Origin of the sequence: Microbacterium sp. NPDC057944 (genome assembly GCF_042887445.1) — a bacterium.
In the GTDB taxonomy this organism is placed as follows: domain Bacteria; phylum Actinomycetota; class Actinomycetes; order Actinomycetales; family Microbacteriaceae; genus Microbacterium; species Microbacterium natoriense.
The window spans coordinates 96,047-109,567 of sequence record NZ_JBHVPJ010000001.1 but is presented as its reverse complement, the minus strand read 5'-3'; the positions used below and the strand labels follow the sequence as shown (position 1 = coordinate 109,567).

The following is a 13,521-nucleotide window of genomic DNA, read 5'->3' as shown; positions in this document are numbered from 1 at the left end:
CGTCCACTCGACACCCACCACACGGAAGCGAGAATCATGCACATCGGCATCGACGTCGGCGGCACCAACACCGACGCAGTCCTCATGGACCGGACCCGCACGCTCGCGGGGGTGAAGCACTCCACGACCCCCGACGTCACGAGCGGCATCGTCCAGGCGATCGAGGACCTGCGGGCAGGGCACGCCTTCGAGGGCTCCGACATCGAGGCCGTGATGATCGGCACCACGCACTTCATCAACGCGCTCGTGCAGGCGAGCAGGCTGGCGCCGGTCGCCGCCCTCCGGCTCGGGCTGCCGGCGACGCGGGCGCTGCCTCCGCTGATCGACTGGCCGGAGGCGCTGGTCGCGGCGACGCAGGCGCGCAGCTACCTCGCGCACGGCGGCTACGAGTTCGACGGTCGCCCGATCTCGCCGCTCGATCCCGACGAGATCCGTGCGCACGCGGAGGACATGAAGGCCCACGGCATCCGCTCTGTGGCGATCTCGTCGGTCTTCAGCCCGGTCAACCACGACCTCGAAGTGGAGGCGGCGGAGATCGTGTCGTCGGTGCTCGGGCCGGATGCCGCCATCTCGCTGTCCCACGAGATCGGCCGCATCGGCCTGCTCGAGCGCGAGAACGCGACCATCATCAACGCCGCGCTCCGCGAGCTCGCGTCGGAGATCGTCGACGGGCTCACCTCCGCCGTGCGCGCTCAGGGCATCGAGGCGCCGATCTTCCTCAGCCAGAACGACGGCACGCTGATGGACGAGGAGTACGTGCGTCGCTACCCCGTCGCGACCTTCGCGTCGGGTCCGACGAACTCGATGCGCGGAGCGGCGGCCACGAGCGGGCTCGACGACTGCGCCGTGATCGACGTGGGCGGCACCACCGCCGACATCGGACTCCTCATCAACGGCTTCCCGCGAGAGACCGCCAACGAGGTCAAGGTCGCCGGCATCCGCACCAACTTCCGGATGCCGGATGTGCTGTCGCTCGGCATCGGCGGCGGCAGCATCGTCGACGAGGAGACCGCGGAGGTCGGTCCGGCCTCGGTCGGCTATCGGCTCACGACGGAAGCGCTCGTGTTCGGGGGATCGACGCTCACCGCGACCGACATCGCCGTGGCGGCCGGACGGGCATCCGTCGGCGACCCGTCGAAGGTCGCCCACCTCGACCCCGCCTTCGTCGCGCGGGTGCTCGATCGCATCGCCGAGCGCGTCTCCGAGGCGGTCGACCGCATGCGCACCTCACCGGAGCCGATCGCCGTGGTCGCGGTGGGCGGCGGATCGATCCTCCTGCCGGATGAGCTGCCGCTGTTCGGCACGGTGCATCGCCCGGAGAACTACGCGGTCGCGAACGCCATCGGCGCCTCGATCGCCCAGGTGGGCGGCGAGATCGACAAGGTCTACGCGATCGAACCCGGCCGCAGGGACGAGACGCTCGCCGAGGTGCGCGCGGAGGCCGTGGACAAGGCGATCGCCGCGGGCGCGAAGCCCTCGACGGTGGCGATCATCGACTTCGACGAGGTGCCGATCCCGTACCTCCCCGGCAACGCCACACGCATCCGCGTGAAGGCGGTCGGCGATCTCGACATGGGGGCCTGACATGAGCTGGTCGATCACCCCCGCCCACATCGAGGGTCTCGCCCGCGGCGCCGCCGTGCTCGGCACCGGCGGTGGCGGCGACCCGTACATCGGCGCGCTGCTCGCCCGTCAGGCGCTCGCCGCCGGCGGCGAGGTCACCGTCGTCGGCCTCGACGAGGTGCCCGACGACGCACTCGTCCTGTTCGTCGCCATGATGGGCGCGCCGACCGTGATGGTCGAGAAGCTCCCCAGCCTCGACGAGGTCATCGAGCCCGTGAAGGCCCTCGGCATCCACCTCGGACGACCGGTCACGCACATCGCGTGCGCCGAGGTCGGGGGAGTGAACTCCACCATCCCGATCGCGGCAGCCGCCGCCCTCGGCCTCCCGCTCGTGGACGCCGACGGCATGGGGCGCGCCTTCCCCGAACTCCAGATGGTGCTGCCGACCCTCTACGGAGTGACCGCCTCGCCCCTCGCGTTCAGCGACGAGAAGGGCAACACCGGCGTGCTGCAGACGGTGGACAACTCCTGGACGGAGCGCATCGCCCGCGTCGCGTGCGTCGAGATGGGCTGCTCCGTCATGATCTCCGGATTCTCGATGACGGGCGCAGCGGCCAGGGAGTCGCTCGTCGGCGGCTCGCTCTCCCGCTGCATCGCCATCGGTGAGCGGATCGCCCGCGCCCGCGACGAGAAGTCCGACCCGGTGTCGGCGGCGGTCGACCTGCTCGGGGGCCGCGAGCTCTTCGACGGCAAGGTCGTCGACGTGCAGCGTGCGACCACCACCGGCTTCGCTCGTGGCCGCGCGCGCATCGACGCCGAGGGCGGATCGTCCCTGACGCTGCGGTTCCAGAACGAGCACCTGGTCGCCGAGAGCGACGGCGCCGTGCTCGCCACCACACCCGACCTCATCATGGTGCTCGACGGCGAGTTGGGTGAGCCCATCACCACCGAAGGGCTGCGCTACGGACAGCGCGTCCGGGTGATCGCGGCGCCGGCAGACGAGCGCTGGCATTCGGCGGAGGCGCTCGCGATGGTCGGTCCGGGGTACTTCGGCTACGACATCCCCGCCCACCGATTCGACGGCGCCGTGTCGACGGGCGCGGTCGCAGGCGATGCGCCCGGCGTGAGGAGCGAGGCGAGATGAGCTGGCAGCTCACGGCGGCCGACCTTCCCGACCTCGCGCGCGGCGCGACGCTGCTGGGCACGGGAGGCGGCGGCGATCCGTACATCGGCAAGATGCTCGTGGAACGCGTCCTCGGCGACGGCAGCATCACGATCCTCGACCCGGACGAGCTCGCCGACGACCTGTTCGTGATCCCCACGGCGCAGATGGGCGCGCCCACCGTGATGGTCGAGAAGATCCCCGCCGGAACCGAGCCGACCCTCGCGCTGCGCACCCTCGAAGAGCACCTCGGACGCACGGCCGATGCCACGATGCCGATCGAGTGCGGAGGGATCAACTCGATGATCCCTCTGGTCGTCGCGGCGGAGACCGGACTCCCCGTCGTGGATGCCGACGGCATGGGGCGCGCGTTCCCCGAGCTGTCGATGGAGACCTTCGCGGTCTACGGCGTGCACGGCTCGCCGCTCGCCCTCGCGGGGGAGCGCGGGGAGCGGGTCGTCATCGACACCGGCGCCGACGACCGGCAGATGGAGTGGCTGGCCCGCGGCATCACGATCCGTCTCGGCGGCGTCGGGCACATCGCCGAGTACGCGATGACCGGCGCCGACGTGCGGCGCACCGCCGTGCCGCGCACGATCTCGATGGCGCTCGCGCTCGGCCGCGCGATCCGTCTGGCACGGGAGGATCACCGTTCTCCGTTCGAGGCGATCGCCGACACGCTCGCGCCCACCCTCTATCCGCATGTGCGCGAGCTCTGCGTGGGCAAGGTCGTCGACGTCGAGCGGCGCACCACAGAGGGCTTCGCGAAGGGCAGAGCGATCATCGCCCCGCTCGGCGACGCGGATGAGCCGCCCTTCGAGATCTCCTTCCAGAACGAGAACCTCATCGCGCGCAGGGGAGGGGCCGTCGTCGCGATCGTGCCCGATCTCATCTGCGTCGTCGATCACGAGACCGCGGAGCCGATCACAACCGAAGGGCTCCGCTACGGGCAGCGCGTGCGGGTGCTCGGGATATCGACGCCCGACATGATGCGCACTCCGGAGGCGCTCGCCGCGTTCGGACCGTCCGCCTTCGGCCTGACGGAGGGCTTCGTCCCGGTCGAGACTCTCGCGGCGTCCTAGGCTGGAGCGCATGGAGCTGGCGCGCGACGACCTCACCGCGCTCGCCCGCGGCTATGCGCTCCTCGGATCCGGCGGCGGCGGGTCCACCACGATGCTCGAACTCATGCTCGGCGGCTCTCCGGAGTGGCCGATGCGCATCGCGGCGGCATCCGACCTGGACCCGGCCACCCCGTGCCTCGGCGTCGCCTTCGTCGGATCGACCATGCTGCTGGGGGAGCGGATGCCGGGAGCCGATCCCTTCCTCCCGCTCCTCGCGGCGGTCGAGCGGTGGCTCGGCCATCCCGTGCCCGCGGTCTGCTCGCTCGAGGGCGGCGGTATGAACGGGCTCGCCCCGCTCACTCTCGCCGGGACCCACGTCGTCGTCGACGCCGATTGCACGGGGCGTGCCGTGCCAGGGCTCGATCAGATGTCGCTGTTCGTCGATCACGTGCCCGGGCTGGTCTTCGCGTGCGAGACAGGGGCCGACGGTGTGGCCCTGGTCGAGGCGAGGCGCCCGATCGACGCGGAGAGGGTGGTGCGTTCGGCGATCATCCAGGCCGGCGGTGTGGGCTGCGCCGTGCTCGGCGGGTTCACGGTCGGCGATCTCCGCGAGCACGCGATCGGGGGGCACCTCGCCTACGCGCTCGGTCTCGGGCGCGCATTCCTGGAGTTCGGGCGCGCACCGCTGCCCATCCTCGCGGAGGCGCTCGGCGGCGAGCTCCTCGCGGAGGGTCGGATCGTCTCCGCGGCTCCGTCTCCGACGGATCCTCACGCGAACGCGGTGGAGATCTCCGGGCTCGGCGGCGTCGTGCACAGGGTCGTCACGCACTCCGAGACCCTCGCCGTGCTCGCCGACGGGCGGCTGATCGCCTCGGCGCCGACGATCATCGTGATCCTCGATGCGGTGTCGCGGGAGATCCTCGAGGTGACCGATCTCGGCCTCGCCCGCACCGTCGCGGTGCTCGGCATCCCCGCGCCGGGCTGGTGGCGGGAACGCCCGGAACGACTCGCGCGTGTGCTCCCCTCGGCGTACGGTCTCCTCGGGCTGGATGCCGCATGAACGAGCTGCTGCTGAGCGCCCTCCTGGCGCACGCCGAGAACGGCGGCCTTCGCCTGGTCGCGGGCCCCTCCGATGCATCGTGGTCAGCGGTCTCCGTCGAGGCGGGAGAGGTCGACCTGCGGGAGCACGGCGACGGACGTCTCGCCGTGCTGACCTCCTCGGCGCCCGTCACGACCTGGCAGCAGGACGCGATGCTGCGCCGCGTGCGCGACCGCGGCCTCACCGGGCTCGCTCTTCCCGGGGCGGCCGGGATGGATGCCGGCGCCCTGCGTCTCGCCGATCGGCTCGGACTCACCCTGCTCGACGTCGTGCGTCCGGTGCAGCTCGCGAAGGCGTGCTGGATGCTCATCGAGGCTCGCGACGCGCTCACGCTGAGCCAGGTGCGCAAGGTGGCGCAGTCCTTCGAGTACTCGGCCGACGATCTGGCCGACCTCCTGCGGCACATCGCGGCGAACCTCGGACTCGGCGTCGCGCTCGTCGAGGCGGGCACCGTGATCCACGAGGCCGGAGATCACCTCGATGAGGGGCTCCTCGCCGCCATCGGCTACGACTCCTGGATCGATCGCACGCGCACGACGACGTTCGCGGCGGCGTCGGTGCGCGTAGACAGTCCGGGGCGCAGCGGTCTTCGTCTGGTCCTGTTCGGTCACGGGCTCAGCGACGCGCAGCTGCTCGCGCTGTCCGTCGCCGCCGAGGTGGCCATGCCGGCCGTCGCGGCGCGACTCCTCATCGACGAGGTCGCGGCCGTCAACGACGTCGCCGTGTCCTCCGGGCTCCTGCGCGACTTCGTCGACATCCGCGGGGCGGCCGACATCGAGGTCGCCCGTCGCATGGCGGAGCGGGGATGGCGAACGTCCGGACACCATCTCGGATTCCGCATGGTCGCCAGAGGCAGGCTCGATCCGTTCTCCCTGTTGCGGTCGATCAGCTCCGACCTGGCCGCGGTCGATGCCGAAGCCCATGCCACCACGACGGGCCGCGGCATCGGCGGATGGCTGACCTTCGCCGACGCGCCGAGCCCCGAGCGGGTCGAGCGCGCCGTCGCGGCCCTGCGCGAGCTGCATGCCGCGGCCCTCCGCGACTTCACGATCGCGACCGGGGTGGGCTCATTGCAGAGCGGCCCGGAAGGTCTCGCGGCGACCTTGGACGAGGCAGCCGATGCGGCGCGCATCGCCGCAGCGCGGTCGGCGACCGGATGGTTCGTGCGCGTCGACAGTCTCGGCCTGGACCAGCTCCTTCTCGCCTGGACGGGCACCGACACCTTCGTGCCGGCCGCTCAGTCCCTGCTCGCTCCGCTGCAGGAAGGCGGCGGCGAACTCCTCTCGACGCTGTCGGCGTACCTCGACAACGAATCGGGCATCGCCGCGACGGCCGCGGCGCTCGGGCTGCATCGCAACACCGTCGCCGTGCGCATCCGCCGTGTCCAGGAGCTCCTCGGGATCGACATGGCCGATCCCGAGGCGCGCCTGGCACTGCATCTCGCATGTCGAGCGGTGCAGCCGCGCTGAGCTGCGCGGATCGCACGGGATGCGGATCGTCGGAAAGACGCGGGCGACTGGACCGCTCTACGCGGGGTCGCCGTTGAGCATCCAGTTGACGCCGAAGCGGTCGACCAGCATTCCGAACAGGCCGCCCCACGGTGCGACGTCGAGCGGCATCGTGATCGTGGCGCCGTCGGCGAGTCCGTCCCAGACCGCCCGCGTCGCGTCGGCCGACGTTCCGCTCAGCGAGACGGAGAAGCCCTGCGGGGTGACGTAGGGCATGGCGCTCGGCGTGTCCGACGCCATGAGCACGAGACCGTCTGGCGTGGTCAGCTGCGCGTGCATCACGAGGTCCTTCTCGCTCGGATCCTGAAGCATGTCGGGGAACTCCGCGAAGACGTTGACGTCGAGATCACCGCCCAGCACGCCCTGGTAGAACTCCATCGCCTCGCGCGCGTTGTCGCGAAAGGAGAGATAGGGGTTGAGATTCGCCATTGTTGCTCCCAGAGTGAGGTGTTCGACTCGGCCGGCCCCGATGTGCACGCTCAGTCTGCGCCCGTCTCCGGGCGTCTCGCAAGAGGATCAGTCAGAACGAGGTGCGCTTGACGAGGCCGCGGTTCGTGCGGATGTGCTCGTAGTCCCACTGGACCTCGCGAGAGGCCGCCAGCCAGCCCGCGAGCGCCGCCGTGTCGATCTCGGTGACGTCGGCGAAGCGCACCTCGGCGGCCTGGAAGGTGCCAGACGGAGCGAGGCCGTCGACGTCGAACGACTGACCCGACCAGAACATCAGCCGCACGGCATCCTTCAGGCGGCTGTACCCGACGATCGGATTGCCGTCGAGGAACCAGACGGGATGCGCGTGCCACACCTTGCTCGCGGCCTCGGGGAGCCCTCGTTCGATCTCTCGCGCGAGCAGGTCGCAGATCTCCCGGTCGCTCGGGGTCTGCCGCGCGTGGTAGGCGTCGATCTCCGCCGCGCGGGTCATTCGCGATCCAGCCCGAAGGTGCGCTTCACGAGCGCCTGGACGTCACGGTCGAGAGCGTCGATGCGGGTGTTCATGGAGTCGATGCGGGTGTTCACCGAGTCGAGGCGGGCGTCGACGGCATCGAACTTCGCCTCGAACTTCGCGTCCATCGCCTCGAAGCGCCGATCCACCGACTCGAACCGCACGACCATCTCGGTGCGCAGTCCGCCGACCTCTGCGCGCAGGACGCGCACGAACAGCGTCGACACGACCGTCAGCATGCCGAACATCAGGGCGATGAACGCCCCGATCATCGTCCACGTCTGCGGTTCGGTCATGCTGATCACGCTCCCATTCTGGTCGGTGGTCTTCATCCTGCCAATGCTCGGCGGGCGAACACGCGGACGGTGGAGAACTTTCCCTCACAAGCGGGTGTGGAGGAGGAGTGCGCATCGGCCGTGACCGACATCCACCCCGGGGATACGATGGCCCTCGTGACAGACGCACGCCCCGGCATCGCCGAACGCCTCTCGCAGATGATCCAGCTGCCGACGGTGTCGGCCGAGCTCGACCAGCGGGGGAGGGAGCCGTTCGAGGCGTTCGTCTCCCACATCGCCACGCAGTATCCGCTCGTCCACGAGCGGCTGACCCTCGAGCGGCACACCGACTTCGGGCTCCTGTTCCACTGGAAGGGAAGGGGCGAGACCTCCGACGGACCTCTCGTGCTGATGGCGCACTACGACGTCGTGCCCGTCGACGAGAGCGATGCCTGGACCCATCCGCCCTTCGCCGGTGTGATCGACGGCGGCATCGTGTACGGACGAGGGGCCCTCGACGACAAGGGGCCGCTGATCGTGGTGCTCGAAGCCGTCGAGAACCTGCTCTCCTCTGACTTCACGCCCGCGCGCGACGTCTACCTCAGCTTCGGCGGCAACGAGGAGACCTACGGGCATGCGGCCGAGGAGATCGCGCGGGTGCTCCGAGAACGAGGGATCGTGCCCTGGCTCGTCGTCGACGAGGGCGGTGCGGTCGTGGCGGCTCCGCTGCCCTTCGTCCCTGGGCGGGCCGCGATGATCGGCGTCGGCGAGAAGGGCGTGATGACCCTGACCCTCACGGCGCGCGGCGAGGGCGGGCACGCCTCCGCGCCCCCGGCGCTCACCGCCGTCCGCCGCGTCGCGAGGGCCGTCGACCGGCTCGGCCCGCGGACCTTCCGTCCGCGCGCATCCCGTGCGATCGGACGGATGCTGTCCCAGCTCGCCGACCAGACCCCCGGCCCCGCCCGGCATCTGCTTCGGCTCCTCGGGGGAGCACCGGTGCTCACGGCCCAGCTCTTCGCCGCCCTGGGTGGAGAACCCGCCGCGCTCGTCCGCACCACGGTCGCTCCGACGATGCAGTCCGGCGGCACCGCGGCGAACGTGCTGCCGTCGCAGGCGTCCGCGACGATCAACCTGCGCATCGCGCTGGGCGAGACGACGCAGCAGGCGGTGCTGCGCGTGCGTCGCCGCATCGCCGATCCTCTCGTGAAGGTCGCCGTCGTCGAGGCCAGCGAGCCGTCGCCCGAATCGCCGACCGACAACGAGCAGTTCGCGCTCCTCGCCGATGCCCTGGCCGCGTCGTATCCGGGCGTCGCCGCGGTGCCGTACGTGATGATGGCGGCGACCGATTCGCGTCATTTCCACCGCTTCTCCCCGGCCGTGTACCGCTTCGCGCCGCTCGACATGTCGAACGCGCAGCGGGCGTCGATCCACGGCGTCGACGAGAACGTCGAGATCGCCGCGCTCGAACGCGGGGAGCGGTTCCACCGTGCCCTCATCGAACGGCTAGGGTGATCTCACCCGCCCTTCTGCTCGCGTCCGTGTTCCGCTCGGGAACCGGCAGGAGCGGAGATCAGACGCCTGAACAGGAGCCGCGATGACGCGCACCCGGACCCTCGGCACCCTCGCGACGGTCGTCGGCTTCCTCGCCTTCGTCGAATTCACCAGCGGTGTGCTGCAGGGGTACTACACGCCCATGCTCAGCGACATCGCACGCCACCTCGGCATCCACGACGCCGACGTCAACTGGCTCGAGGGCACGCAGCTCATGCTCTCGGCGCTCGTCGTCCCCGCCTTCGCAAAGCTCGGCGACATGGTCGGGCACAAGCGGATGCTGCTCATCTCGACGGCTCTCACCGGTGCGGCTGCGCTCGTGCTCCCGTTCACGGACTCGTTCGCGGTGTTCCTCGTCGGGTGGGCGCTCATGGGGTTCTACGTCGTCTGGCTGCCCCTGGAGATCGCGCTGATCTGGTCTCGTTCCCGCCGCATGGAGGGGCGCTCGTCCATCACCGCGAAGGCCGCGGGACTCCTCGTCGCCGCACTCGAGGGCGGGGCCATCATCGGTGCGCTCGTCGGCGGTGCGCTCATCGACGTGCTGCCGCTGACCGTCGTGCTGCTGATCCCCGCGCTCCTCATCATCGTCTGCTTCTTCGTCGTCCTGTTCGGGGTGAAGGAGTCGCCCGAGCCCACCGGGGGCGTCTTCGACACGGTCGGCCTCGTGCTGATCTCTCTCGCGCTGATCTGCTTCACGGGCGGGCTCAGCCTCCTGCGTCTCGACGGCGGACTCGCGAACCCCTGGTCGTGGGCGGTCGTCGCGCTCGGCATCCTGCTCGTGATCCCGTTCGCGCTGTGGGAGCTGCGCTGCGGCGACCCGCTGATCGACGTGCGGATGTTCCGCTCCCCGGCGCTCGGCCCTGTGTTCCTCACCGCGGGGCTGTTCGGCGTCAGCGTGCTGGGTGCGCAGGCGCCGCTGTCGACCTTCGCCCGCACCGACCCCTCGGTGTATGGATACGGACTCGGGACGACCGGGTTCGCGACGTCGCTCATCATCGGGGTCTACCTGGTCGCGATGATCGGCGGAGCGCTGCTCTTCCCGGTGATCGCTCGCCTGGTGACGCCGCGACTCACCCTGATGGGGGCCTCGGTGCTGGTCGGCATCGGATTCCTGCTGTTCCTGCCCTTCCACGACTCCTATGCGCAGGTCATCACCAACATGGTCGTCGTCGGGCTGGGGTCGGGAGCGCTCGTCGCGGCCCTTCCCGCCGCGGCGGCGTCGGCTGCGCCGGCCTCGCAGACGGGCGTCGCCACCGGGCTCACCAACTCGGTGAAGACGGTCGGCGGGGCGATCGCGTCGTGCGTGTTCGGCATCGCCCTGCTGCACGGCGCCGTCGGCGCCGCGTCGGAGGGGACGGCCGGATCCTTCGCGGGCTACATCACGGTCTGGGTGGTGTGCGGTGTGACGGCCCTCGCCGCCGCCGTGCTCCTGGTCTTCGTGCCGAAGGAGGCGTTCACCGACCGGGCGGTCGAGACCGAGGCCGCGCCCGCGGTGTGAGCGCCTCGGCTCAGTCGCGCGGGTTGTACATGAACTCCAGGCGGATGCCGTTGGCATCCTCCACGAACGACGCGTAGTAGCGCGAGCTGAAGCGCGGATACTCCTTGGGTCCGCGCACGGCGGTCCAGCCCGCGGCCAGCGCGATGTCGTGCAGACGGTCGACCTCTTCGCGGGAGTCGACGGCGTAGGCGAGGTGCTGCCAGCCGACGCGGCCGTGCTCGTGCGGGCCCGTGGCGTTGTCGCGCGCCGGGTAGAGCAGGATCTCGGGCTCGTCGGTCTTGCGCCAGTACGCCAGGTCGTCGGCGTCGTGCGCCCTCGTGTAGCCGAGGGCCTCGAAGACCGGATGGAACTGGGTGGATGCGGCGGGCACGTCGTCGACGGTGATGCCGAGGTGATCGAAGGAGGCCATGAGGACAGTCTGTCGGATGTCCCCGACATCCGGTCGTCGTGCGGGATCGCGAGAACCCCGGGGCTCGACGAGGGGAGAGGTGGGGTGTCGAGCCCCGGGGCGGTCTCTGCTCGCGGCTCAGCCGTCGTGGCTCCCGGCGTGACGACGGGCGCGGATCAGAGCGATCCCGAGAGCCAGCAGCGCGAGAGCCGCGCCTCCGGCCACGAGTGGCCCGACCGGATCCAGTCCGGTGTCGGCGAGGCCGCCGGGGCCGGAGTTCTCGCCCTTCTCGGCAGGGGGCGTCGGCTGTGCGGTTCCGCCCGTCTCGTCGTCGACGTGTCCGCCGTCGCCGCGCGGTGTGGTCGCGCTCGACGGCGCCGACTCGACCGGCTCGCCGCCCGGCGCGGTCCCCGCAGAGACGGCCGTGTTGTCGATCGTGTCGAGCGTGAGATCGGCGTCCTGCGTCGTGTAGCTCGCCGTGCAGGTGATCGACTGCCCTGGCCGGAGGGATGCCGCTTCGGGCGGGCACTCCACCGTGGATACCGAACCGGTGCCGCTGAACTCCGTCTCGTCGACCCGGACGTCCGTGAGCGTCACGGTTCCGGTGTTGGTGACGACGAAGGTGTAGTCGATCGTGCTGCCGCTCCAGAACCACGCGGCATCCGTCGACTTCACGATGGCCAGCCCCGGGGCCTGCTCCGAGGTGATCACCGCCGAAGACGGGGGCGAGGTCACCGGGGTTCCGGTGAGAGTCATGCCCGATGCGGTCGCGGTGTTCTCGACGGAGCCCCTGTCGACGTCATCCTGCTGCACCACGTAGGTCGCGGTGCATGTCACGCTCTCGTCGGGGTCGAGAGCGAGCGGTCGCGAGGGACACTCCACCGGCGCGAGCGTGCCAGTGCCGGTGAACGCGGTCTCGTCGACGGTCACGTCGCTCAGCGGACTGGTGCCGGAGTTGGTGACCTCGAACGAGTACGTGACACGGTCGCCGACCTGGGCCTGCGCGACGTCCGCCGACTTCGTCAGCAGGATCTCGCCGTCACCGCGGGGCGTGTTCGTGAACGTGCAGCGCAGGTCGACGCCGTCGGCGCGGTCCTCGGGGATCATCACGTCTGCACTCGTGCCGACTCCGCCGGCGATCCTGGCGCCGTCGGACGCATCGAGACAGATCCAGGACGACCGATAGCGCTCCGGATCCGTGCCGGTGCCGCTCTCCTGGATCGCCACGACCTCGCCCGGCAGCACGGGAACCAGGACGCGCTCCCTCTGCACGCCGCGTGCGGTTCCGGTGGTGTGAGCGGTGATGGTGTCGAGACCGCCGCCCGACACGGCCAGGCGCACCTGATCGGCGTCACCCTCCGATTCGCGACCGACGGGGAAGTCCTTCTCGAGGGAGAGGCTGCTCGGGAAGGAGCACGAGGCGAGGTCGACGACGCCGGGCTCCGAGAAGGTCACCGTGCTCGTCACCTCTCCCGACATCGGGTTGATCCGCAGCAGCTCGAGCGCGGTGCTCACGACGAGGAAGCCGTCGCGGTCGAATGCGGCGCCGTTGATGCCGAGGTTCCCGGCGTCGGCGACGGTGAAGCGCTGGATGAGTTTGGCACGCGTCGTCGGAGGTGACGAGCTCGGGCCGACGACGACGTCGCGCGGGTCCACCACGTAGATCGCCGCATCGTTCGCGTTGCTCATGACGATGTAGAGGTTGCCGTTGCGATCGAAGGCGATGTCGCCGTTCGGGCCGGGAGGGGCGGTGGGGAACGTGATCCGGATGCGGCCGTCACGCTCACCGGAGTCGGTCTTCCGCGCATCGAGGGTCAGAGTGCCGCCGTTGGCCGTGCCGTGGAAGTAGCGCGAGGTCGTCGCATCCACCCCGCCGTGCGACTGGGTGGTCGTCCAGCTGTACGGCAGGTTGGAGACGCCGACGCTGGTCGTCGTGCCGGTCGCGAAGTCGAACGTCTCCATCGCTCCCGCCGAATCCAGCGTCCAGCCGTCGGAGCGCATCGCGTACGCCAGCCCCGCCGGATGCTCGGGCGTGACCTGCACCCCGAGCCCGTTGAATGTCGACCGTGGGTCGGCGCCTGCGGAGAGCTCGCCCACCTTCGTCTGCGAACCCGTGGCGGTGTCGATGCTCCACAGCGTGCTGCCGCTGCCGTTGGTCGAGTTCACGGCGTAGATGGTGGAGCAGTCGATCGCCTCCGCGGCGTGGGCGGGAGATGCCTCGATGAGTCCGCCGGGAACCGTGATGGCACCGACCGCGAGGGCGGCGGCTGCGAGCCCGCCGATCCGTCGACGTCGGGAACGCCGATCTGCCGGTGGGGCGTGCGTCGATCTGCGGGCTGAACGTGCCATGAGGCCGTCCTCTCTGAGTGAGTCGAAATGCCTCCGGTCCACGGGGCAACCTCTCAAGGGTGCGGAGGCGCGGTGCCGTGTGCGGGTCGAGGTCCGTAGTGGGGGAGCGGAACTCAGTAGGCGCGAT

The 13,521-nt window shown here is 70.5% G+C and carries 12 protein-coding genes; 7 read left to right on the top strand and 5 right to left on the bottom strand.

All coding sequences use genetic code 11. The features are described from left to right. Window positions 1-36 precede the first annotated feature (36 nt). Genes ACFVRO_RS00515 through ACFVRO_RS00495 form a run of 5 tightly spaced genes read left to right on the top strand, consistent with a single transcriptional unit; the run spans window position 37 to window position 6,354 of the window. Window positions 37-1,584, top strand: a complete 1,548-nt coding sequence (locus ACFVRO_RS00515; RefSeq protein WP_386948074.1) for a hydantoinase/oxoprolinase N-terminal domain-containing protein — start codon at window positions 37-39, stop codon at window positions 1,582-1,584. A gap of 1 nt (window position 1,585) precedes the next feature. Beyond that, the gene (locus ACFVRO_RS00510) at window positions 1,586-2,707 is read left to right on the top strand and encodes a DUF917 domain-containing protein (RefSeq protein ID WP_386948071.1); all 1,122 of its coding nucleotides are present in this window, start codon (window positions 1,586-1,588) and stop codon (window positions 2,705-2,707) included. Next, window positions 2,704-3,807 carry a DUF917 domain-containing protein gene (locus ACFVRO_RS00505; RefSeq protein WP_386948068.1) on the top strand — a complete coding sequence of 368 codons (1,104 nt, stop codon included), beginning with the start codon at window positions 2,704-2,706 and terminating at the stop codon, window positions 3,805-3,807. The genes ACFVRO_RS00510 and ACFVRO_RS00505 overlap by 4 nt, the downstream gene beginning before the upstream one ends. Before the next feature lie 10 nt (window positions 3,808-3,817). Continuing rightward, window positions 3,818-4,846 (top strand): DUF917 family protein, encoded by a 1,029-nt coding sequence (locus tag ACFVRO_RS00500; RefSeq protein ID WP_386948066.1) that lies wholly within the window; start codon window positions 3,818-3,820, stop codon window positions 4,844-4,846. Next, window positions 4,843-6,354 (top strand): PucR family transcriptional regulator, encoded by a 1,512-nt coding sequence (locus ACFVRO_RS00495; RefSeq protein ID WP_386948063.1) that lies wholly within the window; start codon window positions 4,843-4,845, stop codon window positions 6,352-6,354. Before ACFVRO_RS00500 ends, ACFVRO_RS00495 begins: the two co-directional genes overlap by 4 nt. Window positions 6,355-6,411: 57 nt before the next feature. Here the strand turns inward: ACFVRO_RS00495 and ACFVRO_RS00490 are convergent, their stop codons facing one another. From ACFVRO_RS00490 to ACFVRO_RS00480, 3 genes are all read right to left on the bottom strand, one after another. Beyond that, window positions 6,412-6,822: a VOC family protein gene (locus ACFVRO_RS00490; RefSeq protein ID WP_341940164.1), complete on the bottom strand. Its 411-nt coding sequence runs from the start codon at window positions 6,820-6,822 to the stop codon at window positions 6,412-6,414. A gap of 91 nt (window positions 6,823-6,913) precedes the next feature. Beyond that, window positions 6,914-7,312 carry a DUF1801 domain-containing protein gene (locus ACFVRO_RS00485; protein ID WP_386948062.1) on the bottom strand — a complete coding sequence of 133 codons (399 nt, stop codon included), beginning with the start codon at window positions 7,310-7,312 and terminating at the stop codon, window positions 6,914-6,916. Next, window positions 7,309-7,629: a hypothetical protein gene (locus tag ACFVRO_RS00480; protein WP_386948059.1), complete on the bottom strand. Its 321-nt coding sequence runs from the start codon at window positions 7,627-7,629 to the stop codon at window positions 7,309-7,311. The genes ACFVRO_RS00485 and ACFVRO_RS00480 overlap by 4 nt, the downstream gene beginning before the upstream one ends. Window positions 7,630-7,776: 147 nt before the next feature. Between ACFVRO_RS00480 and ACFVRO_RS00475 the strand changes: the two genes are divergently transcribed. Both ACFVRO_RS00475 and ACFVRO_RS00470 read left to right on the top strand, forming a co-directional pair. Beyond that, complete coding sequence (locus tag ACFVRO_RS00475) at window positions 7,777-9,120, top strand: M20/M25/M40 family metallo-hydrolase (RefSeq protein ID WP_386948057.1); 1,344 nt, start codon at window positions 7,777-7,779, stop codon at window positions 9,118-9,120. Window positions 9,121-9,202: 82 nt separating this feature from the next. Beyond that, window positions 9,203-10,657, top strand: a complete 1,455-nt coding sequence (locus tag ACFVRO_RS00470; protein ID WP_386948054.1) for an MFS transporter — start codon at window positions 9,203-9,205, stop codon at window positions 10,655-10,657. Window positions 10,658-10,667: 10 nt separating this feature from the next. Here the strand turns inward: ACFVRO_RS00470 and ACFVRO_RS00465 are convergent, their stop codons facing one another. Together ACFVRO_RS00465 and ACFVRO_RS00460 are read right to left on the bottom strand one after the other, a co-directional pair. Beyond that, on the bottom strand, window positions 10,668-11,066 hold the full coding sequence (locus tag ACFVRO_RS00465) for a VOC family protein (RefSeq protein ID WP_386948051.1): 399 nt from the start codon (window positions 11,064-11,066) through the stop codon (window positions 10,668-10,670). 117 nt (window positions 11,067-11,183) lie between these two features. Beyond that, window positions 11,184-13,394 carry a hypothetical protein gene (locus ACFVRO_RS00460; RefSeq protein ID WP_386948049.1) on the bottom strand — a complete coding sequence of 737 codons (2,211 nt, stop codon included), beginning with the start codon at window positions 13,392-13,394 and terminating at the stop codon, window positions 11,184-11,186. Window positions 13,395-13,521: the final 127 nt, after the last annotated feature.